The following is a 23,001-nucleotide window of genomic DNA, read 5'->3' as shown; positions in this document are numbered from 1 at the left end:
GATGAAGGCTGTCAAACCCCGCCGCAAACCGCTCCTCGGAACGCTCGTTTCGCTTCTAATCATTGCCGCCGCCATTGCATTCGGCGTCCACACGATCCGGCAAGTCTGGCGCTATCCGTCGACCGACGATGCGCGGATCGATGCCGACGTCGTGCATATCGCCGCGCTGGTCGGCGGCCGGATCGTCACCATCGCGGTGACTGAGAACGCCCGTGTTGCCAAGGGCGATCTGCTGTTCCAGATCGACCCGGTGCCGTATCAACTCAGCGTCGCGCAGGCTGAGGCCGATCTGGCGCTCGCCGAAGCCACGCTCGATTCCAAGCGGCGACTTGTCTCGACGCAGAAATCTGCCGCGACGATCGCCAGCGAGCAGACCAAGCGCGCGGTGACGAATGATGAACTTGCCACTCGCACAGTCGCGCGGTTGAAGCCGCTTGCGGCGAAGGGCTATATCCCCGTGCAGCAGCTCGATCAGGCGGAAAGCACTTCGCGCGACGCGGCAACCTCGCTGCAGCAGGCGCGTGTGCAAGAAGTCGCCGCTTTGAATGCGATCGATACGATTGCCGGCGAGGAAGCCGCTGTGCGCGCCCGCAAGGCGGCGCTGGCGATCGCGCGGCGCTCTCTCGACGACACGACGGTACGCGCGCCAACGGACGGCCGCGTCGCCGGCCTCACAGTGCTGTCCGGAGAAATTGTGGCGCCGTCGCAATCTATCTTTACACTCATCGGCACCGACGAATGGTTCACCGACGCCAATTTCCAGGAGACCGTATTAAACGCGATCAAGATCGGCGATTGCGTGACGGTCTATTCGCTGATTGATCGCAGCAAACCGATTAAGGGCATTGTTGATGGCATCGGCTGGGGCGTCGCTGACGAGGACAAGCTGAATCTGCCGCGCTCGGTGCCTTATGTCGAGCCATCGCTGAATTGGGTGCGCGTGGCGCAGCGTTTCCCGGTGCGCATCCGGCTGGAAGACCCGCCCGAGCCGCTTATGCGTGTTGGCGCGAGCGCTGCCGTCGAGGTGAAGCATGGCGCTGCCTGCCACCGTTGAGGCGCCGCGGCGCCTATTGCCCGATATTGCGCAGCTTCTGGCGCCGTTTCCGGGACGGCTCGAATTTGCGCTCCGGGTTGCGCTAATTTGCGCTCTGACAACGCTTGTCGCGGAGATCTACCAGACGCCGGAACCCGCGCTCACGGCCTATGTCGTCTTCTTTCTGAACAAGCCCGACCGCGTTGAGAGCACGGTCCTCGCCATCGCGTTTCTGATCATTATCACGCTCGTCATCGGTTTGGTCTTTCTGGCGGCAAATATCGTAATCGACGAGCCCGCGCTGCGCGTCACCGCCATGACCCTCATTTCGTTCGTCCTTCTATTTCTCGCCTCGTCGAGCAAGCTGAAGCCGCTGGCGGGGATCATCGCGCTGATCGTCGCCTATGCGCTCGATCTGCTCGGGGGCGTGCCGGTTTCCGAGGTCGCGACCCGCGCGCTTTTCTATGCCTGGCTCTTCGTCGGCATTCCGGCGTCGGTTTCGATTGTCATCAATCTGCTTATCGCGCCGGCGCCGCGGCGTCTCGCCGAGCGGGCTTTGGCGGAACGACTTGAGCGTGCTGCCGAATTGCTCGAAGCGCCGTCCGCGCGGACCCACGCGGCTTTCGCCGAAGCTCTGAACGAGGGCATGATGGAGATTGGGACCTGGCTGAAACTCGCGGGCCTCGAGCACACCTCCTCCGCTGAAGACATCAACGCGCTGACGCAGGCGGCCGCGTCGACCACGGAAATTCTGCTCCTCGTGGATATGATCGTTCGCGACGCGCCGACATTTCCACCTGCGCTTCGCGAAAGCGTCGCTGAAACATTGGAGGACATGGCTGCGATCCTGCGTGCCGGCGGCTATCCTGAGGACATTTCTCTTGATGCATCCGAGGAGGAAGCTTCGCTGTCATCCCTCGACCGCACGATCTTCGAGCGACTCAAGGCGGCGGTCACGGGCTTCTGCGAGGTGCCGGCCGGTCCGGCACCGACGCTCGCCAAGAAAGCCAAGGGCAGATTTTTTCTCCCCGATGCTTTCACGAATGTCGATCACGTTCGCTATGCGCTGAAGACGACCGGCGCGGCGATGTTCTGCTATCTGGTCTATTCGCAGCTCGACTGGTCGGGCATCCACACCGCGCTCATCACCTGCTACATCGTTTCGCTGGGAACGGCGGCCGAGACGATCGAGAAACTCACGTTGCGTATCGTCGGATGCATGGTCGGTGCCGCCGTTGGCATCCTCACGCTCGTCTTTGTCATCCCGCATCTGACGACGATCGGCGCCTTGATGATCCTCGTCTTCGTCGGCGCTCTGGCCGGGGCGTGGATTTCGGGGGGGAGCCCGCGCATTTCTTATATCGGCTTCCAATTCGCCTTCGCCTTTTTCCTCTGCGTCATCCAGGGCACGAAACCCGGCTTCGACATGGTCGTGGCGCGCGACCGCGTCATCGGCATACTGCTCGGCAATTTCGTCGTCTATCTTCTCTTCACCAATGTCTGGCCTGTCAGCGTTAGCTCGCGGATCGACCATGCGATCGCGTCCCTGCTCCGTCATTTGAGCGCGCTCGCCTTGGCCGGAAATCTGACTGCACGGCGCGCGCTCGCAGCGCAGGTACAGGCCGATCTTGGCGGTCTGGAGCGCAACCTCGCCCTTGTACCCTATGAGCCGGCGGCGATCCGCCCGGATGCGGATTGGCTCGAAACGCGCCGTCGCGCCGCAGGCGAAATCGCGGCACTCGAAGCGCCCGTCCTGCTTTATTCTGGCGATGGCGCCTCGCGGCTCGCCCGCCAGTTCGATGCGCTCGCAGACGATCTAGCTCCGCAAGAGGCGCCAAACGATCAAGCGGCCCAGACGTCGCCAGCCGGCCCGATCCCGCCGCGCTTGCAGGATATCGTCACGATGCGGCTCGCAAATTTGGAGCGCGCGTTGAAGCCGCTCGGATCCGTGCAGGAGGTCGCAGCCAATGCGCCGGCCTGAGTTCGCCATCGCGCTTTCGTTGTCGTGCGCCGGCCTTGGCGGCTGCGCGACGTCGTCGCTCGACATGGCGCCCGATCGTCCGGACAAGCCCTGGACGCCGACGACGAGCACGAATGGCGAAATCGTTCCTGGTGCCAAGACACCCCCGCAGACTCCGGCGGCTTCGACCTATGTTCTGCCGTCCAATGCCGAACTTTCCGACCCGCCGCCACCGCTGCTTTTGCGTCATGACAAAAGCTATTCGCTTGCCGAGCTGATCGACATTGCGGAAACAAACAATCCCGTGACGCGGACCGCCTGGAACGCCGCGCGCAGCGTTGCTCTGGCGGAAGGTATTGCCGAGAGCACCTATCTGCCGCGCCTCAGCGCAAGCGTCATCACAGGCTATCAGACCAGCAACGGGCAGAATACTGCGCTCGGCTTCAACCTCGGCCAGGCCGACGAAAATGCGCACGGGACAATTTCGGTCGTATCGCTGGAATGGCTTCTGTTCGATTTCGGCGAGCGCGATGCGATTATCGCCGCGGCGAAACAGGCTTCGGTCATTTCGAACATCGCTTTCACCGCCGCGCATCAGCAGGTCATCTATGATGTCAGCGTCGCGTTTTATCAGGACGCGGCGGCGCGCGAGCGATTGGAGACGGCCAGAGAGTCCTTGCGGAATGCGCAAAAGGTTCAGGCGGCGGCCGAAGACAGATTCAAGCATGGCGTCGGCACGGTCGTCGAGACCGCACAGGCGCGTCAGGCGACCGCACAGGCGCAGTTGATTCTCGTGCAGTCGAGCGGTGCGGCAAAGGATAATTATCTCCGGCTAATCTCGGCGATGGGAATCTCGCCGTTGACAGAAATCAACGTCGCGAGCGTTGGCGGTCGGCATCTGTCGGCGCCGATGTATGGGTCCGTCGAGCAGATCATTCGCGACTCTCTGGCGCGGCGTCCGGACGTTCTCAGCGCCTTCGCCGCCGAAAAGGCCAGCGAAGCCAATATTCGCGCGTCCGAGGCTGAGTTCCTGCCGAAATTCTTCGTTGCTGGTAATGGCGCTTACAACAATGGCAATCTTGATGTCACCGCCGTGCCGTCGGTCGGGCAGCAATTGCCGACCGTCAACCTCACGAACAATCAATTGGGCGCGACCGTCCTCGCCGGCGTAACCGTCCCGCTCTATGACGGCGGCATGCGCCTTGCCCAATTGAAACAGGCGCAAGCGAATGCCGACAACGCAAACCTCGCCCTGCTGCGCACGCGCGACGAGGCGGTCCGCCAGATCGTCCTCGCCGACAATGCGCTGCATACAAGTCTGGCGGCCTATAGCGCCTCGATCCAGCTCGCGCGCGCGGCGCAGACGACCTTTGATGCTGCCCTTGCCGCTTATCGCAATGGCGTCGGCTCGATCACTGACGCGACGCTCGCCGAGACACAACTTTTGCAAGCGCAAGATGCCCGCAGCGACGCTTACAGCACGGCGCTTTCCGCTGCCGCGACTTTGGCCCTGTCCGCCGGTGCGTTGGGCGCAGCACCAGCGCAATAAAATCGAAGGTTGTGCGATGCGGATGCTCTAGCAGGCTGCTGAAAAATTGCGGTGCTTCAGGCGCGGAGAGAGTTGCTGCTGACTTTCCGAGAATGGCTTTGTCGATGATGACGGTCGGCGGATGTGGCTGTGATGAGCGACGCCTTAGGTGGCATCATGGTGTCATCTCCTCAATCAATTTCGGTAGTCTGACGAGGTTGTAGGCTGCGGCGGCGAAGGCGAAGGCCCAGCCCACGCGATCGACGCCGCGAAACTTCGTCTTGCGCTGCCCGGCGATGGTCTTCATCCAACCAAAGGCCTCCTCGATCCGTTTACGAATGCGCTGGCTCGCCGAATAGGCCTGATGGCGCGTTGTTCGCCGGTCGATGGTTGAACGCCGGCCGCTGATATTTTGCGCGATGTGCGGACGCACATTCATGGTTCGCAGTTCATTGACGAAATCGGCCGCGTCATAACCCTTGTCGGCGCCGAGCGTGATGGCTTTTGGCCGATCGGCGCGCGGCTCGATCATGGCCAGCGCCGCGATGCGTTCGCCATGGCCGTTGGCGGGCGTGAGACAGGCATCGACGATGAGGCCGCAACGGTTCTCCATCAAGGCGTGGCCGAGGAAAGCGAGTTTTGCTTCCATGCCCGGCCCCTTGCGATAAAGTCGGGCCTCGGGGTCAGTGGTCGAGGCATGTGTCTCGTTCGAGCGCTTCTCACCCTTGAAATCCGCCTCGGCGTTGCGGCCAGGACCTGACGGCGGCTGATCCCCTGAATCGTCCTTCGGCTTGAAGCTTTTCATCGAGGCCCAAGCCTCGATCAGCGTGCCATCGACGGAGAAATGATCCGACGAGATCAGCCTTTTGACGCGCGGCTGGGCCAGCACGGCGGCGAGGAACTTCGCGGCGATCGCCCCATCGAGCAGACGATCGCGGTTCTTGGAAAACACCGTCGCATCCCACACCGGATCGTCGATGGTGAGCCCGACAAACCAACGAAACAGTAAGTCGGTATCCAATCGCTCCATCAACTGGCGTTCCGAGCGAACTGAATAGAAAGCCTGCAACAGCATCGCCCGCAGCAGCCGTTCCGGCGGGATCGACGGACGGCCGACCTTCGAATAGAGCGCCGCGAAATCCGCCGCCAGGGCTCCGAGCGCCTCGTTGGCGATCGCGCGGATCACTCGCAACGGATGATCACGGCGCACCCGCGCCTCCAGATCAACATAACTGAAAAGCTGTCCCGAACCTTCGTCACTGCCGCGCATGCTGCTGTCTCCCAACGAAATGGAATCACGATCAGCCCCGCAAAGGAAGAGGGTTTTTCAGCAGCCTGCTAGGCGCGGCGGGAAGCCGCTATTGCATTTTCATGCCGCTCATGCCGCTGCTTGGCGCCACAGCACCCGGATTGTCCGCTGCTGGAAAATCGACCGCGATCTTGCCCGCCTTGTCGAAAGTCAGAATTGCGTGAATTGTGTCGCTCGGTTTGACGGCATGTCTGATGCCAATGAACATGACATGATAGGCGCTGGGCTTGAAGGCGACGGTTGCGCCCGCAGGGACGGCAAGTCCTTTCGGCAATTCGCGCATCTCCATCATGCCGTTTTCCATCTTCGTCTCATGGATTTCGGATGTCGCGGAAATGTCCGAGGTCACGCTCTCGAGCCGGTCGTCGACCTTCCCCGTGTTCGTAATCATCATATAACCGACGGCGACGCTGGCACCGCCCAGCGTCGGCCGCGTAAAAGCATTTTCGATTTTGATTGGGCCGGCCACGGCGACGCCAGCGTCGATGAGCGCAAAGAATTGCACCATCAGCGCGATCAAAAAAATCGGCGCTGTCCATTCAAACCGGCGTTGCAATCTTGCTCTCATCGCGTCCGCAATCTAGCGGCGATTCAACCCCGGTCAAGCACATGTGGCGCGGCACCATTCACACGTGCGAGACTGCCCTATTCCGCCGCGTGCCGCTTAGGATTATCCACCGTCTGGATAACCTCAAAGCCCTCGAACTCCGGGTGGCCGAGCGTCTTCGGCTTTTCGTCGCCGGCGCGCGCATGCGCGGCGCGAAACTGTTCCGAGTTCGTCCAGGCGGTGAAAGTCTCTTTATTCGCCCAGATCGTGTGCGAAGCATAGAGGATATAATCCTCGTGCTCCGGTCCGCGCAGCAGATGAAATTCGATAAAGCCTGGAACTTCATCGAGACGCGATACACGCGTGAGCCACACCTGCTCGAAGGCGTGAGCTTGATCTTTGATGACCTTGAAACGGTTCATAGCGATATAGTTCGACATGCGTTTATCCTCCAAACTGCTGCGGGCTAATCGCCGCCCCATTCTATATCACTTCGATGCGAACCGGACCGTCACCGAGCCAAGGACTTGTAGCCCCGGATTGGCCTCGTTGTCCAAATACTGCGTGTATTCCTTGTTCAGAAGGTTCTTGACCGTCAGGCTCGCGCTGACATCGTCATTATACTTGTAAGACGCGAAGAGATCGACAAGCGCATAACCTGCGGTCGGCGGAAAAGTCGTGCTGCTGCTCGATTCGTCGCCCGAAGAATACGGGAACTGCTGGCTCGCCTCGACGAGCGTCAAACGGCTACCGACGACCAACTTGCGATCGAGGAACCTCAAGCCGAGCGTGCCGCTGATGCGGTCCGGTGGAATGGAATAAAGCGGTGTCGACGGGTCCGAGACGCTCTTGCCGTTGATATGCGTTCCCGCGACCGTGATATAGCCGCCGCCCCAATCATAAGTGCCCTCGAGCTCAACGCCGGAAATCTGCGCCTCGCCGATATTAAGATATTGAAAGTTGGTGATCGGGAAGCAGGCACCGGGAATGAACTGGCACAACTCCCCTGCGGGAATACCGGGAATGCCTCCCGGAATGCCGGATGTGAGATACGGCGCACCGACCGGCTCGAAGTCGACGTAATCGTGGATCGTATTGAGATAGGCATCCGCCTTGACGCGAATCTGGTCGTCCGGACGAAGGATGTTGTTGAACTTCAGATTGACGCCACCCTCGACATCGTTCGCGACCTCGGGGCGTAGATTCGGATTGGGCAGAATGTCGAAGGCAGGAAATGGATGTGCCCCATCGATCAAAGTTTCCGTGACCGACGGCGCGCGATAACCATCCGCATAAGTCGCGTAGAATTGAACACCCGCGATCGGCGTAATACCGACCGTAATCTTCGGCGACAGATGTGTGCCGCCTGAGCTCGTGCCACCGCCGTTCAAGCTGTAATGGTCGAAGCGCAGCGCGCCCAAAATGTCCAGCCACGTCGAATAGCGGACTTCGTCCTGAACAAAAGCGCCGTTCAGCGAGCGCTGGCCGCTCGGTGTCGTCGCGGAAATGTAGCCGCCCGCGTCATCCTGTGTGTTGACGAAATCCCAGACCCCGTCGCCACCAAAGGTCACGGCATGATTGAACATGGCGGTGTTGAATCGTGCGGTGTCATGAACGTCGAAGCCATAGGTGTGGATCATGTCGTAGAGGCTGTCGCCCGGCAGAGCGCCGATCAGCGCGTAGGTCTCGCTGCCCGCGTCGCTTCCCGAATCATCGCGCAGCGTCTGCTGATTTTCGGTCTGCGAGGCGTAGGCCTTGATCGAGAAATCGAGCCAGGGAATATCGGGACGCACCGCCGTATAGCCTAAAGTAAACTGGCTCGTATTGACGTCGTTATTCCACAGCGGGCCGGAGTCCGCCGTACTGTTATTGTCAAAGTTGAATTTCTGAATCAGGGCCGTACCCGTAACCTGTTGGCCATCGGCCGGCCGAACATTGATTTTGAGCAGGCCACCCGCAAGCTCGCTCCCTGTTCCCGAAATCAGATTGCCCGATCCGTCGTGATACGAGGTCGTGTCACGATAAAGAAACTGACCGTAGATATCGCCAGCCGTTCCGCCCGGCCCCATCCGCGCCGCGCCCGCGACGCTGTTGACGACACCTGCGCCGTTCGAGCCATAGCCGACCGTATCTATGGCGCCGTACGACTCATTGGGAAGCAGAACGTCATCGACACCGCGCGTCGTGAACGAGACGACGCCGCCAATCGCGCCTGAGCCGTAAATATTCGAGATCGGCCCGCGTACGATATCGATGTCGCTGACGAACATCGGATCGAGATAAAATGTGCCGTTCGCGTTGTGGCCCGAGATTTGATAATCCTGACGCGCGCCATCGACGAGCACGTTGACCCGGCCGAAATCCTGTAAGCCGCGAATATTGATCGACTGTCCGGGATCGCTCGGTGACATTTGCATCGTAACGCCGGGAACGTCCTGCAGAACCTCATTGAAATTCTGCGCATGGAACGTCTTGATCTTATCTTCGGTGACACTGCTGACGCCGCCCATCGCATCGATCACCGGCTGTTGCGTCATGGTCGCGGTGACGGAGATCGTGTCGAGCGGAATGCTGCCGTCCTGATTGACCGGCGAATTGGTGGCTTGCGGCGCGGCCGGTGAAGTTTGCGTCGGCGATGCGCTCTGCGCATACGCAGGAGAGATCGCCAAGAAAGACACGCTGGCGAGCAGCGCGCGCGTAATCATAGAAGACATGAAGAGCCCCGCCTTGTTGCATTTTGCTGGCTGGCTGGCTCTGCGCGTTTGCGCTCTGGCTGGCTTGCTGATTGGACGCCGTTAACCCCGACGGCGACTTGACTGTCTGTAGTAAATGGATGATGAGGGGTCAAGCAACGTATTGTTTTTATTATATTATTATGATTCTAAATTCTAAGTATAAATTAGTTCCATTCTAAATTTTCGACGTCTGATCCTACGGAAGTGTGACATTTGGGGTTTATGGGATGGCTGATGAAAAGGACAGAACGCCTTCGAGCGAAGAGCCGAAGCGGCCGCCCGAAATCGACGTTCAAGAACTGCTCGGCGATGCGAAAGAGGTGACTCTCCTCCACGGCAGCGAACGCTACCGGCTGCGCATCACTGCGAACGACAAACTCATCCTCACCAAATAAGCACGCGCAGCATCCATGTTGAAAACATCGACTCTCAAACGGCAACTTTTCGCGTTTATCGCGATAGCAACAATGTTTATGCCCGCCGCGGCGGCACCGAATGTCCATCCGCCTGCGCAGCGAATCGTTGCCATCGGCGGCGCTGTCACCGAGATCCTCTACGCGCTCCGACAAGACGGGAAAATCGTCGGTGTCGATACGACAAGTCTCTATCCGCCGCAGGCGCTGAAATCCAAGCCGAACGTCGGCTATTTCCGCGCGTTCTCGCCCGAAGGTGTGTTGTCGCTCAATCCAACATTGATCATTGCGTCCGATGGGGCGGGTCCGGCGGACGCCATCAAACTGCTGCGACAGTCCAAGGTCCCCGTCGAGAAATTACAAGACGATTTCACCGCCGCCGGCATCGTGGCGAAGATCGAAACTATAGGCTGCCTTACCCACGCCGAATCGAAAGCCGCCGAATTGGCCAAAGGCGTCAGCCAAGGATTTGCCGATGTGGCAGCCTTGCGCCGCAAAGCCGACGGCAAGACGCGTGTTCTCTTTATCATCGCGATGCAGGGTGGCCGGCCGCTCGTCGCCGGCAGTGGAACGGCCGCCGATGCGATGATCAGGCTTGCGGGCGGCGTCAATGTCGGCGCCGGCTTTGCCGGCTATAAGCAGATGAATGACGAATCCATCGTCGCGGCCGCGCCCGATGTCATCGTCATGATGGCCAATGGCAAGCAGCCGGGCAAGAACGAGATTTTCGGCCTGCCCGCGTTCAAGACTGTACCGGCAGCAGCGCATCAGCGCCTTGTCGCGATGGATGGCCTGTATCTTCTCGGCTTTGGCCCGCGTACCCCGCAGGCCGCCAAAGATCTCTTTGCCGCTTTTTATCCAGGTCTCAAATGACGCTGCCCCGGGCGGTGGTGGACACGCCGCGCCGGCAGCGGCGCATGAGCCGCCGCGAACGGGCACTTCTTTTACTCCCTACCCTCGCAACGCTCCTGTGCGTACTAGCCATCTTTGCGATCGGACACGGGCCGCTGCCGATTGCGCCGCATCGCGTCATCGGGATCATCATCGGCGCCTTGCGTGGTATGGACCAATCGTCCTCGCGCGAGGCGCTTGTCGTACTCGACATCCGGCTCCCGCGTGTCTTGCTGGCAATCATGATCGGCGCCAATCTCGCGGTCTCGGGCGCCCTGATGCAAAGCCTGTTTCGCAATCCTCTCGCGGATCCTGCCATCGTCGGCGTCTCGGCTGGCGCGGCCCTGGCCGCAGCGGGTATCATCGTACTCGGCGATAAATATCTCGCCGCCGGTCTTCCATTCGTAACGCTGCCCGCGGGCGCGTTTTCCGGCGCGCTTGCCACGACGCTCATTCTCTATCTCATCGCGACGCGCGACCGGGAAACGTCCATCGCCACGCTGCTGCTCGCCGGCATCGCGCTTGGCGCTTTGGCGGGCGCCGTGACCGGGCTGCTGACGTTCGTGGCGGATGATCGTCAGTTGCGTGACCTCACATTCTGGTCGCTTGGCAGCCTTGGCGGGGCGACATGGGACAAGGTTGTGGCCCTGGCCTTCCCCTTTGTGCTGCTGCTCGCAGCTCTGCCATTTCTGGCGCGCGGGTTGAACGCCCTCGCGATCGGAGAAGCCGAAGCGTTCTATCTCGGCATCCCGGTGCAACGTTTGAAGATCGCGGTGATCGTCCTCGTCGCGCTGGCGACGGGCGCCAGCGTTGCCGCTGCCGGCATTATCGGATTTGTCGGAATTGTCGTGCCGCAACTCTTGCGGCTCATACAGGGCCCGGAGCATCGTCTGCTACTGCCAGCCTGCGTGCTGCTCGGCGCCCTGCTGCTGCTCGCCGCCGACACCTGCGCACGCACGATCGTCGCGCCGGCCGAATTACCCATCGGAATCCTCACGGCGGGAATCGGCGCGCCGTTCTTCCTATGGATATTGCTGCGCCGTCGCCAGGGATTCGATGGATGATAAGCGTCGCCGTCAGAGCGGAGAACGTGTCTTACTCTATCCGCGGCAAGGAGCTCATCGCGGGGGTTTCGCTGGCTTTGGAGCGCGGCCAAATGACTGCGGTGATCGGGCCGAATGGCGCCGGTAAATCGACTCTGCTGCGAATCCTTGCCGGTGACCTTGCGCCTGCGCGTGGGCTCGTTTGCTACGCAGATATAGACGCGCGGTTTCTGCAACCCTGGCAACTTGCGGCACGCCGCGTCGTGATGGCGCAAACAACGCGCCTGGCCTTTCCGTTTTCGGTTTGGGAAGTTGCCGCGCTTGGCATCGATGGGCTCGGCCGCAGATTTTCCCGCAGCCGACGGCAAGATTTGATTATCGCGGCGCTCGAAAAGGCTGAAGTCATCCATCTCGCCGAGCGAATTTATCAGACGCTTTCGGGCGGTGAGCAGCAGCGTGTGCAATTTGCGCGCGCACTTACGCAATTATGGGCCACAGACGCCCCGAACGTCACGCCCGTTCTGTTCCTGGATGAGCCCACCGCGCATCTCGACATGAGCCATCAATGGATGCTGATGGACGAGGTCCGCGCTCTTGTCGCAAAGGGCGTCTCGGCCTTTGTGACGGTCCACGATCTCAATCTGGCGGCGGCCTATGCCGATCGTATCATCATCATGAGCCGCGGCCACCTCGTCGCACAGGGAACGCCCGCCGAGGTGCTGAGGAGCGAGTTGGTCGCCACGGTCTTCGGCATAGACAGCCAAATAGGCGAAGCCGCACCCGAGGGGAGCGCATTTATTCTGCCGCACCGACATGCGCAAAAGAAACGGCGGGCATCATGACAAAGAGCGCGGCTAGCTGTGCTTCTTTTTATCGTAAGGATTTTCGCCGGTTCGCACGGAAAGCCGGATTGGCACGCCCTTCAGATTGAAGGTTTCGCGGATGCCATTCATCAGAAAGCGCCTGTAGCTCTCCGGCAAATGATCAAGCTGATTCCCGAAGATCACGAAATAGGGTGGCCGCGCCCGCAATTGCGTCATGTAGCGGATTTTGATGCGGCGTCCAGAAACCGCCGGTGGCGGATTGGCGGCGAGTGCAGCAGCCAACCAGCGGTTCAGGCGTCCGGTCGCGATACGTATGTTCCAGGTCTCATGAACCGCGAAGATCGCGCTCATCAGCCCGTCGATCCCCTCGCCCGTCGCGCCGGACACCGGGACGACCGGCATGCCCTTGATCTGCGGCAAGAGACGCCCGGCTTCCTCGCGGAGTTCCTTCAGCTTGGCGCTGCGATCCTGCACCAGATCCCATTTGTTGACGCCGATGACGAGCGCCCTGCCCTCGCGCGCAATGAGATCGGCGAGAGTCAGGTCCTGCTTCTCAAATGGTGCCGTTGCATCAATGAGCAGAATGACCACTTCGGCGAATTTCGCCGCCCGCAGGCCATCGGCATTGGCGAGTTTCTCAAGCTTCTCATCGACGCGCGCACGTTTGCGCAGGCCCGCGGTGTCGAACATCTTGAGCTTGCGGTCGCGCCATTCGAGATCGACGCCAATGGCATCGCGCGTAATCCCCGCTTCCGGGCCTGTCAGCAGTCTGTCTTCGCCGAGGATGCGATTGAGCAGCGTCGACTTGCCCGCGTTCGGACGACCGATAATGGCGACACGCAACGGCTTTGTGGGATCAAGCTCCGAGCCGTCTTCCTCGTCACTGAGCGGTTCGTTCGCCGCGGCGGCGTCCAGCTCTTCTTCGCTTGGTTCCACATCTTCCGGCAAAACCTCGCGCAGCGCGTCGTAAAGATCGCTGAGGCCTTCGCCATGCTCGGCCGAAAGCGCGATGGGATCGCCGAAGCCGAGGTCGTAGGCCTCCTGTGCGCCCGCACCGCCGGCCCGGCCTTCGGCCTTGTTGGCGACCAGAATGAGCGGTTTGTCGGCGCGGCGTAGGAGCGCGGCGAATTCGCGATCGTCCGGCACAATTCCGGCGCGCGCATCGACCATGAACAGAATGGCGTCCGCGTCCGCGATGGCAGCCGCCGTCTGCGCTCGCATCCGTCCCGCAAGCGTCGCCGGCGCGCCGGTCTCCAGCCCGGCGGTATCGATGATCGTAAAGGTTAGATCGCCGAGGTGCGCGACACCCTCGCGGCGATCGCGCGTCACGCCCGGCAGATCGTCGACCAGCGCGAGTTTTTTTCCCACAAGCCGGTTGAACAGCGTCGACTTGCCGACATTTGGACGCCCAACGATGGCGATTTTGAACATGGCTATTTCGTCGGCACGGGGCCAGCCTGAACGATCGTCAGGAACGCGTCGGCGCGCGCCCGCAAGGCTGGCGGCGAAGATGGGTCAGCCGCGGCGAGTTCGAACCAATGCGCGGCGCTGGCAAAATCTCCGCGGCGTGTATCAGCCAGCGCCAGAAGTTCGCGATAGGCATTGCGATAGGGCGAATCCGGCCCTGCATAGGCCGCGTAATGCTGCTCGAACGCCTTCGGCTCATCGCTGTCGACGCGCAGATAGGCGCCGCGCAGCCGCGCGACCTCCTGATAGGCGGGATCGACCGCGCCGTTGGCGGCGACCTCGTCATAGGCTGCCGCCCCTGCCTTGGGATCTTGCGCTGCGAGCGCGTCGGCGCGGGCGAACTGCGCCAAGGTCGCATAACCTGCGGGTGCGTCTGCCGCGACCGCGGCGAATGCGGCGGCGGCCTCGGAATTCTTGCCGGCGCTCAGCAATTGCTCCGCCGCGGCGTAACGCCCCCCCGCCGCCTCGGCCGACTTAAGCCGCTCGTAGTCATAGAAGCGCCAGCCGCCGGTGCCGAGAACGACCAGGACTGCCGCGCCGATGATCCAGTTCTGATACCGTTTCCAGATATCCAACAACTGGTCGCGGCGGACGTCTTCATCTACCTCGCGGAAAAAATCGGCCATTTATGTCTCTTCTCGGCTTTTGCGCTCCGTGAGCTAGCACGGCTTTTCGCGAAACGCGACCCTTAGGGCCCTGAGGGCGGCGAACCGCCATGAGATTCCCCTGCGTTCACACGGCAAACGCACTATCTTACGCCAAATAAGCGGATTACGGCATCGCGGCGGCGCGAGGAGACGGTATGCCACGAAAACCCCGCATCTTCATTGGCGTCGGCGGATGGACCTACGAGCCGTGGCGCGGAAGCTTCTATCCGGAGAGCCTGCCCCAGAAGCGTGAGCTCGAATATATGAGCCGGGCGCTGACGTCGATCGAGATCAACGGCACCTATTACGGCTCACAGAAGCCCGAAAGCTTCATCAAATGGCGGGAAGAGACGCCGGAGGATTTCGTCTTTTCAGTCAAAGGCCCGCGTTTCGCCACCAATCGGCGCGTGCTGGCCGAATCCGGCGAATCCATTGAGCGGTTCTTCGGAAGCGGCGTGCTGGAGCTGAAAGACAAGCTCGGACCAATCAACTGGCAATTTATGGCGACGAAAAAATTCGACGCCGAAGATTTCGCAAAATTCCTCGCGCTACTGCCGAAAGAAATCGGCGGCCGGACGATCCGCAACGCCATCGAAGTCCGGCATGACAGTTTTCGCTCGCCGGAATTCCTGGCGCTGGCGCGCGAACATGGCGTTGCCGTCGTCATCGCCGGAGATTCTGAATTTCCACAAATCGCCGATGTCACGGCGGATTTCGTCTATGCGCGGATCATGGGGACGAAAGAAAAGCCGAAGATAGGCTATCCGGCCAAAACGCTCGATCAATGGGCCGAACGCGCGCAAATCTGGGCCGAAGGCGACACGCCGAACGATCTTGAGACCATTTCCCCGAAGGCTGCAAAGACACCGCGCGACGTCTTTCTCTATGTCATCAGTGGCTTCAAGGAGCATAATCCGCACGCCGCGATAGCACTCATCGAGCGGGCTGAGAAAAAGATTTGACCGCAAGAATCAGAGTGCGCACGCCACCACGGCGCATTATTTCTGGCAGCATGGAAACGACAGACAAAACTTTGATGCGGGACGAGCAGCGGTGGGCCGCCGTCTCCGCGCGTGACCGCGCCTTCGACGGAGACTTCGTCTTCGCCGTGAAGACAACCGGCATTTACTGCCGCCCGTCTTGCCCCGCGCGCCATGCGCAGCGACGCAATGTAATCTTCTTCCTGACCGGCGAGGCGGCTGAACGCGAAGGTTTCCGCGCCTGTCTGCGCTGCCGGCCAAAAGAAGCCCCCAACCAGCGGCAACGCGCAGCCGTCGCTACAGCTTGTCGTGCGCTTGAAACCGATGAGCCGCCAACACTCGAAGTATTGGCCGCGAGAGCCGGATTAAGTGCGTTCCATTTCCACCGTGTCTTCAAAACCATGACCGGCGTGACGCCGAAGGCTTATGCGAAGGCGCATCGCGCCGCGAAAGTGCGGCAAGAACTCAGCGAGGCGACGAGTGTGACAGAAGCCATCTATGCAGCCGGCTACAACACCAGCTCTCGTTTTTATGAAAACGCCGACACGATGATCGGCATGACGCCAAATAAATTCCGCCAACAGGGCAACGATGCCGAAATCGTCTATGGCATGGGCAAGTGTTCGCTTGGTACGATCCTCGTCGCGCGCAGTGACAAGGGCATTTGCGCCTTGATGCTTGGTGACGATGCTGCAGAACTCGAGAACGAGATTAAGCTGCGCTTCGCGAAAGCAAAGTCGATCAAGGACGACGAATCCTTTTCGGCGCTGTTGACCCATGTCATCGTGCTTGCCGACGAGCCATCGAAGAAATTCGACCTGCCGCTCGACATTCGCGGCACGTTGTTTCAGCAGAAGGTCTGGGCAGCGTTGCGCGCCATCCCGGCCGGCGAGACCGCGAGCTATACCGAGGTCGCGCGGCGTATCGGTTCGCCAAGAGCAACGCGCGCTGTGGCGCAGGCATGCGCGGCCAACAAGATCGCTATCGCGATCCCCTGCCATCGTGTCGTTCGCAGCGATGGAGCGCTATCCGGCTATCGTTGGGGTCCGGCGCGCAAACGCGCCCTGCTCGATAAGGAGCGCAAAAAATAGGTCTTATTCGTCGGCGTGCATGACACCCGGCCGCGCGGGGCGTAAGCCCTGCCGACTGAATACGCGCGACAGGCTCGCCAGAGCGGCAAGCGCCGCAAGCACGGCAGCGATCGCCAATCCGGCAGCGCCGCTTTGAATCGTCGAGCGAAGGCAAATGGCGGCAATCGTCGCACCTGCGGTTTGGCCGGTGAGCCGCGCGGTCGCCAGCATGCCGCCTGCGGCCCCGCTCCGGTCCATCGGTGACGAGGACAGCAACGTTCGATTATTGGGTGCCTGAAAAAAACCGAACCCCAGCCCGCACAGCGCCATGCGCCAAATGATCTGAAGTGCCGAAGCCTGAGGGGAAAGAAAAGCGAGTGATGCAAGTCCGATTGCCAGAACAGTCAGGCCCACGCCGCTGAGGATCGCCGACGGGAACTTATCGGCCAGGCGCCCCGCGAACGGAGCGCTGAGGCCGACAGCGACTGGCCAAGGTGTCATCAGGAGGCCGGTCGCGACCTGATCGCGGTGCAGAATTCCCTCGAAGTAAAACGGTAGCGACACGAAGGCCAGCATCTGCGCGCTGAACGATGCGACCGACGTCGTAATCGACAGGCTGAACTCGCGGTTCTTGAGAAGATCGAGCGGAATGATGGGCGAGGTTTCGGTGCGCGAGCGCAAGACGAGTGCGACCGCGGCAATCGTCGCCGCAACCACGCAGATAATACCAAATCGATCAGAGGCGCCTTGCGTCCATGCATTGATCCCGATGAAGCCCAAGCCGAACATCAGCACGTTCAAAATGGCACCGAGAATATCGAGCGAGCCCGATCTCGGACTTTCAGGCAACGACTTACGCCCGATCAAAAAAGCGAGAATGCCGATCGGCACATTCACCGCAAAGAGCCAGTTCCATGACGCGACGGCGAGTATCGCCGATGCGATTGTCGGGCCGAGTGCGGCCGCGGCAGAGATGACAAGCGCATTATACCCGACGCCACGGCCGAGCAGGCGCAGCGGATAGGTGTAGCGCACCAGCGCGCCGTTCACGCTCATGATGCAGGCGGCGCCGAGGCCTTGGATCACCCGCGCAGCTGCGAGCTCCGGCAGCGAGTGCGCAAAGCTGCAACCGAGCGAAGCGGCGGTGAAAAGTGCAACACCAACCTGGAAAATGTTGCGATAGCCGACCATCTGCCCAAGCGTCGCGAGAGGCAAAAGCGAGATGACGATCGTCAGTTGATAGGCATTGACCACCCAAACTGATTCAGCCGCGGGTGCCGAAAGATCACGCGCAATTGATGGCAATGCGACGTTGGCGATCGAGCCATCGACCGCCGCAAGCGCCAGCGCGAGCCAGATCGTCGCCGCAGACCAATAGCGTTGCGGGGCTGGCAAACCGTCGAATGAGGCCAAGTTTACTCCGGCGGGGTCATGGTTGGAGACGCGGGTAAGCCCGCGAGCGCCGTTACCACGAAATCGAGAAACGCACGAACTTTCGCTGGCGGTAGATGCCGCGACAAATAATAGGCGTAAAGCGGATAACGCTCCTCGGCCCAGTCCGGCAGGATCTGAACCAATTCGCCGCGGGCGATAAAATTTTCGAGACCGAATTCGACGGCCTGCGCAATACCAAGTCCGGCAACGCAGGCAAGAAGCTTGGCCGGCAGATCGTTGAAGATCAGCCGGCCGCGCGCCTTCACCTCGATAATCTCGCGGCCGTTATGAAATTCCCAAGCGAAGGGTTTTCCCGTGGCCGGATCGCGGAACATCAGACATTCGTGATTTTCGAGATCGCGTGGATGGCGTGGCGTGCGGTGATGCGCAAGATAGGCGGGCGCGGCGCAAGCGATGATCCGCGTATCCAGAAGTTTGCGGGCAATAAGTCGGCCCGTTTCCGGCTCGCCGAAGCGTACGGCGACATCAAAACCTTCGTCGACAAGATCGCCAAGTCGATCCCGAACGATGATTTCAAGCGAGAGGGCTGGATATTTGGCGAGAAATTCGGGCAGGCGCGGCGCCAGAACCAACCGCGCAAATGATGGATCGACATTGATCTTTAGCCGCCCTCGCGCCGCCGCTTTCGTGCCGGTCGCTTCGGCTGCGGCCTCCTCCAGGCCAGCGAGCAAGGGCGTGACCTGCGCGTAAAAACGCCGACCCTCGCCGGTCAGGGTAACGGCGCGCGGCGTCCGGTCGAACAACCGCACGCCAACCTGCGTTTCGAGGCGCGCAATTGCTCGGCTTACGCCAGAAGCCGTTAGGCCCAGCGCATCCCCGGCGCGGACGAAATTGCCGCTTTCGACCACCGCGGCAAAAGTCCCGACCCCGGACAACAGCCTTCCATCAAACGCCATGATGATCTCCGCTCACTATTAAAGCGACAAAGATGCGTTAGCAGCAAGTCTCCTTGGCGTGCAATTTCGCGCCACCAACCAAGGAGAAACATCATGATCCTCGAAGGAAAGCGGATCGTCGTCCTCGGCGGCAGCTCGGGCATCGGCCTCGCAATTGCGCAGGCAGCGGCCGATGAAGGCGCCAAAGTCGTCATCGCCTCGAGCAATCAAGCCCGTGTGAATGAGGCACTCAAAAGCCTGCCAGCCGACGCCGAAGGCCACGCGGCCGATCTCGGTAGCGAAGCCGCGATCAAGGCGCTGTTCGATCGCGTCGGCTCATTCGACCATCTCGCCTATACGGCCGCCGACAAGCTTCAGCTCAATCGCATTGCCGAAACCGATTTGACGAAGGCGCGTAAATTTTTTGAATTACGTTACTGGGGCGCGTTGGCGGCGGTGAAATATGCCAGCCCGCACATCCGTCCCGCCGGATCGATCGTACTCCCCTCCGGCCTCGCCGGGCTTCGCCCGCATCCCGGCTGGGCACTCGGCGCCAGCGTTTGCGGCGCGATGGAGGGCCTGACCCGGGCGCTGGTCGTGGAACTCGCGCCGATACGAGTCAACGTCGTCGCGCCTGGCGTCGTCGTCAGCCCACTATGGGACGATATGACGAAGGAAGCGCGCGAGGCCCTCTATCGCCAGATGGCAGAGCAATTGCTCGTCCGCCATGCAGGCGAGACAGAAGAAGTCGCGCAATCCTATGTTTATCTGATGCGGCAGACATTCGGCACTGGCATTGTGCTACGTGTCGATGGCGGTGGCGCGCTCGTTTGAGCGCGCTTACTCCTCTTTGTAGCCAAGCGCCTGATTGTTGCCGGTCGCCCCATAATATTTGAACGGCAGAAATTTGCCGGACATCGTCAGCTTGACGCGATCACCTTTGGGATCTGGCAGCCGTTCCATCTGCAGATCGAAGTCGATCGCCGACATGATGCCATCACCGAATTCTTCTTCGATCAGCGCCTTCCATGCCGGCCCGTTGATCATGACAAGTTCGTAGAAGCGGTAAATCAACGGGTCGGTGGGCGGCATCGAGGTGCCGCGCAACGGCACTTCGTTCAGTAGGCGCTTTTCACTTTCGGTGAGGCCGAAAAGTGCGGCGGCTTTCTCGCATTGCGGTTTCGTCAGTTTCATTTGGCCAAGAAGCGCGCCGACGATCAGCACATCGGACATGCCGCCGATCTCACCGGTGATGAACTTCCAGCTCCAGCCTTTGTCGCGCTTGATGTCGAGAATTTTTTCGGTGAGATCGCTGCGTTTCATGATGTGCCTTTCTTGGGGTGAATGGTTTTGCCTTGCTTGGGCAAAGCAAGATTTTGCGCGAGCCGACTGACAGCGCGATTGAAAACGGCATCATCGTCAAGCGCGCGCGCCAGGACCAGTGCGCCTTGAATGCCGAGAACGGCAGCTTCAGCCTGAGCGCGCGCCGTGGCCGGCGCTAGGCCAATGCGCCGCAGCGCGCTTGCCAGCGCATCGATCCAACGGGCGAAATAGACACGGATTGCGGACGCGAAACGATCGCGCGTCGCGTCAAGCGCGAAAGCGCCGACGAGACAAATTCGTTGACCGGAGCGAAAGTAAGCGGCGACCTCGCCCCACATTTTCGCGATGGCCGCGCGCGGCTCGCCGTGTTCAAGCGGCTCATAGACATTGCGCACGAACCAGCCGTCGACGTCAGCGAGGACAGCGGCGGCCATTTCCTCTTTGCCGCCCGGGAAGAAATGATAGAGGCTACCTTTGCCGAGGCCCGTGCGCTCGGTGATCCGGCTGAGCGTCGCGCCCTCATAGCCAAGCTCGCGAAACGCTTCGGCAAGCAGCGGCACGACATCGGCTTTTTCAAAAATAGTGCGAGTCATCAGCCGGGCCGCATCAGTCTTTACCGACCGGACATTTGTGTACCGGTTGAAGACCTAATGCAAGAAGGCCCGCGTTCCGCGGGCCTTTGTTTTATATGTTAGCGCAAACCACCGGAGGCCGTAATGACGTCACCGGTGATCCAGGCTGATTGGTCAGATGCCAGGAACACTGCGACCTTGGCGATGTCGTCCGGCTGGCCAACACGGCCAAGCGGCGTCTGCGCAAGGGCGTAAGCTTCAAAGTTCTTTGCGATGTCGCCCATCGCCTCGTAGCCTTCCGTGATTGTCACGCCGGGCGCAATCGCGTTGACGCGAATTTTCTTGGGGCCAAGCTCGGCGGCGAGCACGCGGGTGAGCGAGTCAATCGCCGCCTTGGTCGCCGAATAGACGACGGAGCCGGGAATGGCGCTCCTGCCGGCGACCGACGTGATGTTGATGACGCTCGCGCCCTCGGCAGGAAAATGCTTCACCGCCTCTTGAATGGCGAGGATCATGCCCAGCACATTGATGTCGAATTCACGGTGAAACTCGTCTTCGGTGACGGCTTCCACCGGATCGAATTTGAATACGCCCGCATTGTTGACGAGAATGTCGAGGCGGCCAAAGCTCGCGAGCGTCGTCTCGAAAATCTTTTTGACGTCGGCTTTCTTCGCCACGTCGCCGTGGACGGCGATGGCCTTGCCACCCTTGGCGGTAATTTCCGCGACAACCTTGTCCGCGCCTTCCCGGCTCGATGCATAATTCACCGCGACAGAAGCGCCGGCCGCAGCGAGATGCTTCGCGATCCCTGCGCCGATGCCTTTGGACGCTCCCGTGACGATCGCGACCTTACCTGTGAGTTCACCCATTTGACCCTCCTGTTGATAGTCGGGCCCAAGGTGGCTATTCGCCTGTCAGGGGGTAGCGTGTCTCGCCAACTAATATATATTCATAATCCGAATGAGTGATCGACTTTCCGCCCTGCGTCTCTTCACCCGCGTTGCGCGCACGAGCAGTTTTTCTCAGGCGGGGCGCGAGTTCCAGCTCTCGCAACCCTCCGCCTCGCGCATCGTCGCCGAATTGGAACGTGAAGTTGGCGTGTCACTTTTTACGCGCACGACACGCGCGGTCACGCTAACGGAGGCCGGCGCCGAATATCTGGCACGGATCGAGCCGATCCTGGCCGAACTGGAAGAGGCGGATCATGTGGCACGCGGAACCGGCGAAATCCGCGGCCTCTTGCGCATCGGCCTTTCGTCAAGCTTCGCGGTGCGGGCCGTTATTCCGCTTTTGCCACCGTTTATGGCCTGTCACGCCGAGCTGCGGATCGATCTTCTGATGAACGACCAGCGCCAAGATTTACTCGGCGATGGCGTCGATATCGCTCTGCGCTTCGGCCCACTTCCCGACACGAGCGCGACGGCGCGGCGTATCGGTTCGGTTCCACGGCTGCTGGCGGCTTCCCCCGCTTATCTCGAACGAGCCGGCGCACCCAAGACGCCAGAGGATCTCGCTGACCATGCGATCATTCTGGGGCCGGCGGGATTGGACCCCGGCGCCTGGACTTTGCGGCGCGGTAATCACGTTGTAACGGCCCGCGTCGAAGGCCGGCTCAGGATTTCCGCGAATGAAGGCGCGATTGCCGCGGCGGTCTCTGGTCTCGGAATCGTTTCGACAGGCTGGTGGGGCTGCCTCGCCGAACTCCGAAGTGGCGCTCTCGTCCGTGTGTTGACGGATTGGGAGATGGAGACAGCGGACGTCCACGCTGTCTTCCCGGCCGGCCGCGCGACTAAGCCCGCGGCGCGCGCCTTCGTCGATTATCTGATGCGGGAACTCGACAAAGGTGCGGCAGGCCACGCGGTCTGCATGTGACATTTAATGGTCATCGGCCGCGCGGCCACGTCGATCAGCCGCCCAATCCCGCGTTTTCATAGGCCTCGGGTTTGAAGCCGACAAGGATCTTGCCGCCGCCGATTTCGAGTACGGGGCGTTTGATCGCCGACGGATATTCGAGCATCAGCGCAATCGCATTTTGCTCATTAAGGTCCGCCTTGCCGGCGTCGGGGAGTTTGCGGAAGGTCGTACCGGCACGGTTGAGCAATGTTTCCCAGCCGGTTTTCTTCACCCACTTTTCGAGATGTCCGCGATCGATACCTGCGGCCTTGTAATCGTGGAAGGCATATTCGACGCCGTGCCCTTCAAGCCACGCACGCGCCTTCTTCATCGTATCGCAGTTCTTGATGCCATAGATCGTGATCGTCATCTTGGAGAATCCAGCCGTTGGTCGGGCGGCGTTTCATAGCGTCTGCCGCCGCGAAGTCCAAACGGC

23 protein-coding genes are annotated in these 23,001 nt (G+C 60.7%); 11 read left to right on the top strand and 12 right to left on the bottom strand.

Features of this window, described 5'->3' with window-relative positions; genetic code table 11:
* The first annotated feature begins 1 nt into the window (after position 1).
* Genes mdtN through WDN02_RS14490 form a run of 3 tightly spaced genes read left to right on the top strand, consistent with a single transcriptional unit; the run spans position 2 to position 4,542 of the window.
* On the top strand, positions 2-1,054 hold the full coding sequence (gene mdtN, locus WDN02_RS14500) for a multidrug transporter subunit MdtN (RefSeq protein WP_337294169.1): 1,053 nt from the start codon (positions 2-4) through the stop codon (positions 1,052-1,054).
* Positions 1,032-3,014, top strand: coding sequence for an FUSC family protein (locus WDN02_RS14495; RefSeq protein WP_337294168.1), 1,983 nt, complete (start codon positions 1,032-1,034; stop codon positions 3,012-3,014). Before mdtN ends, WDN02_RS14495 begins: the two co-directional genes overlap by 23 nt.
* Positions 3,001-4,542 carry a TolC family protein gene (locus tag WDN02_RS14490; protein ID WP_337294167.1) on the top strand — a complete coding sequence of 514 codons (1,542 nt, stop codon included), beginning with the start codon at positions 3,001-3,003 and terminating at the stop codon, positions 4,540-4,542. The genes WDN02_RS14495 and WDN02_RS14490 overlap by 14 nt, the downstream gene beginning before the upstream one ends.
* 154 nt (positions 4,543-4,696) lie before the next feature.
* On the opposite strand, the gene WDN02_RS14485 is transcribed toward WDN02_RS14490, so the two are convergent.
* The 4 genes from WDN02_RS14485 to WDN02_RS14470 form a co-directional block, all read right to left on the bottom strand.
* Positions 4,697-5,791: an IS5 family transposase gene (locus WDN02_RS14485; RefSeq protein ID WP_337292413.1), complete on the bottom strand. Its 1,095-nt coding sequence runs from the start codon at positions 5,789-5,791 to the stop codon at positions 4,697-4,699.
* An 88-nt stretch (positions 5,792-5,879) separates the two neighbouring features.
* On the bottom strand, positions 5,880-6,386 hold the full coding sequence (locus tag WDN02_RS14480; RefSeq protein WP_337294166.1) for a copper chaperone PCu(A)C: 507 nt from the start codon (positions 6,384-6,386) through the stop codon (positions 5,880-5,882).
* Positions 6,387-6,475: 89 nt separating this feature from the next.
* Positions 6,476-6,817, bottom strand: a complete 342-nt coding sequence (locus tag WDN02_RS14475; protein WP_337294165.1) for an antibiotic biosynthesis monooxygenase — start codon at positions 6,815-6,817, stop codon at positions 6,476-6,478.
* Positions 6,818-6,865: 48 nt separating this feature from the next.
* On the bottom strand, positions 6,866-9,091 hold the full coding sequence (locus WDN02_RS14470; protein WP_337294164.1) for a TonB-dependent hemoglobin/transferrin/lactoferrin family receptor: 2,226 nt from the start codon (positions 9,089-9,091) through the stop codon (positions 6,866-6,868).
* A 248-nt stretch (positions 9,092-9,339) separates the two neighbouring features.
* Between WDN02_RS14470 and WDN02_RS14465 the strand changes: the two genes are divergently transcribed.
* From WDN02_RS14465 to WDN02_RS14450, 4 genes are all read left to right on the top strand, one after another.
* A complete protein-coding gene (locus WDN02_RS14465) occupies positions 9,340-9,507 on the top strand; it encodes a hemin uptake protein HemP (RefSeq protein ID WP_337294163.1) in 168 nt (55 codons plus the stop codon).
* 72 nt (positions 9,508-9,579) lie between these two features.
* The gene (locus tag WDN02_RS14460; RefSeq protein WP_337294162.1) at positions 9,580-10,398 is read left to right on the top strand and encodes an ABC transporter substrate-binding protein; all 819 of its coding nucleotides are present in this window, start codon (positions 9,580-9,582) and stop codon (positions 10,396-10,398) included.
* 44 nt (positions 10,399-10,442) lie between these two features.
* A complete protein-coding gene (locus WDN02_RS14455) occupies positions 10,443-11,480 on the top strand; it encodes an iron ABC transporter permease (protein WP_337294951.1) in 1,038 nt (345 codons plus the stop codon).
* A complete protein-coding gene (locus WDN02_RS14450) occupies positions 11,477-12,301 on the top strand; it encodes a heme ABC transporter ATP-binding protein (RefSeq protein ID WP_337294161.1) in 825 nt (274 codons plus the stop codon). Before WDN02_RS14455 ends, WDN02_RS14450 begins: the two co-directional genes overlap by 4 nt.
* Before the next feature lie 12 nt (positions 12,302-12,313).
* On the opposite strand, the gene der is transcribed toward WDN02_RS14450, so the two are convergent.
* Both der and WDN02_RS14440 read right to left on the bottom strand, forming a co-directional pair.
* A complete protein-coding gene (der, locus tag WDN02_RS14445; protein WP_337294160.1) occupies positions 12,314-13,714 on the bottom strand; it encodes a ribosome biogenesis GTPase Der in 1,401 nt (466 codons plus the stop codon).
* A 2-nt stretch (positions 13,715-13,716) separates the two neighbouring features.
* Positions 13,717-14,376, bottom strand: coding sequence for a tetratricopeptide repeat protein (locus tag WDN02_RS14440; protein ID WP_337294159.1), 660 nt, complete (start codon positions 14,374-14,376; stop codon positions 13,717-13,719).
* A 176-nt stretch (positions 14,377-14,552) separates the two neighbouring features.
* Between WDN02_RS14440 and WDN02_RS14435 the strand changes: the two genes are divergently transcribed.
* Both WDN02_RS14435 and ada read left to right on the top strand, forming a co-directional pair.
* Complete coding sequence (locus WDN02_RS14435; RefSeq protein WP_337294158.1) at positions 14,553-15,359, top strand: DUF72 domain-containing protein; 807 nt, start codon at positions 14,553-14,555, stop codon at positions 15,357-15,359.
* 74 nt (positions 15,360-15,433) lie between these two features.
* Entirely contained in the window at positions 15,434-16,468 is a 1,035-nt protein-coding gene (gene ada, locus WDN02_RS14430; RefSeq protein WP_337294157.1) for a bifunctional DNA-binding transcriptional regulator/O6-methylguanine-DNA methyltransferase Ada, read from the top strand.
* A 3-nt stretch (positions 16,469-16,471) separates the two neighbouring features.
* On the opposite strand, the gene WDN02_RS14425 is transcribed toward ada, so the two are convergent.
* Both WDN02_RS14425 and WDN02_RS14420 read right to left on the bottom strand, forming a co-directional pair.
* On the bottom strand, positions 16,472-17,860 hold the full coding sequence (locus WDN02_RS14425) for an MFS transporter (RefSeq protein WP_337294156.1): 1,389 nt from the start codon (positions 17,858-17,860) through the stop codon (positions 16,472-16,474).
* A 2-nt stretch (positions 17,861-17,862) separates the two neighbouring features.
* A complete protein-coding gene (locus tag WDN02_RS14420) occupies positions 17,863-18,798 on the bottom strand; it encodes a LysR family transcriptional regulator (RefSeq protein WP_337294155.1) in 936 nt (311 codons plus the stop codon).
* Positions 18,799-18,891: 93 nt separating this feature from the next.
* Between WDN02_RS14420 and WDN02_RS14415 the strand changes: the two genes are divergently transcribed.
* Entirely contained in the window at positions 18,892-19,611 is a 720-nt protein-coding gene (locus WDN02_RS14415; protein ID WP_337294154.1) for an SDR family oxidoreductase, read from the top strand.
* A gap of 6 nt (positions 19,612-19,617) precedes the next feature.
* Here WDN02_RS14415 and cynS read toward each other — a convergent pair whose 3' ends face one another.
* The 3 genes from cynS to WDN02_RS14400 form a co-directional block, all read right to left on the bottom strand.
* A complete protein-coding gene (cynS, locus tag WDN02_RS14410) occupies positions 19,618-20,100 on the bottom strand; it encodes a cyanase (RefSeq protein WP_337294153.1) in 483 nt (160 codons plus the stop codon).
* Positions 20,097-20,693, bottom strand: coding sequence for a TetR/AcrR family transcriptional regulator (locus tag WDN02_RS14405; RefSeq protein ID WP_337294152.1), 597 nt, complete (start codon positions 20,691-20,693; stop codon positions 20,097-20,099). Before WDN02_RS14405 ends, cynS begins: the two co-directional genes overlap by 4 nt.
* 98 nt (positions 20,694-20,791) lie before the next feature.
* Positions 20,792-21,541 carry a glucose 1-dehydrogenase gene (locus tag WDN02_RS14400; protein WP_337294151.1) on the bottom strand — a complete coding sequence of 250 codons (750 nt, stop codon included), beginning with the start codon at positions 21,539-21,541 and terminating at the stop codon, positions 20,792-20,794.
* A 91-nt stretch (positions 21,542-21,632) separates the two neighbouring features.
* Between WDN02_RS14400 and WDN02_RS14395 the strand changes: the two genes are divergently transcribed.
* Positions 21,633-22,544 carry a LysR substrate-binding domain-containing protein gene (locus WDN02_RS14395; protein WP_337294150.1) on the top strand — a complete coding sequence of 304 codons (912 nt, stop codon included), beginning with the start codon at positions 21,633-21,635 and terminating at the stop codon, positions 22,542-22,544.
* 34 nt (positions 22,545-22,578) lie between these two features.
* Here WDN02_RS14395 and WDN02_RS14390 read toward each other — a convergent pair whose 3' ends face one another.
* Positions 22,579-22,935 carry an ArsC family reductase gene (locus tag WDN02_RS14390; RefSeq protein ID WP_337294149.1) on the bottom strand — a complete coding sequence of 119 codons (357 nt, stop codon included), beginning with the start codon at positions 22,933-22,935 and terminating at the stop codon, positions 22,579-22,581.
* Positions 22,936-23,001: the final 66 nt, after the last annotated feature.

The organism is Methylovirgula sp., from assembly GCF_037200945.1.
Lineage (GTDB): Bacteria > Pseudomonadota > Alphaproteobacteria > Rhizobiales > Beijerinckiaceae > Methylovirgula.
The sequence above is the reverse complement of the archived record's forward strand: the minus strand, read 5'-3'. Positions and strand labels throughout refer to the sequence as shown.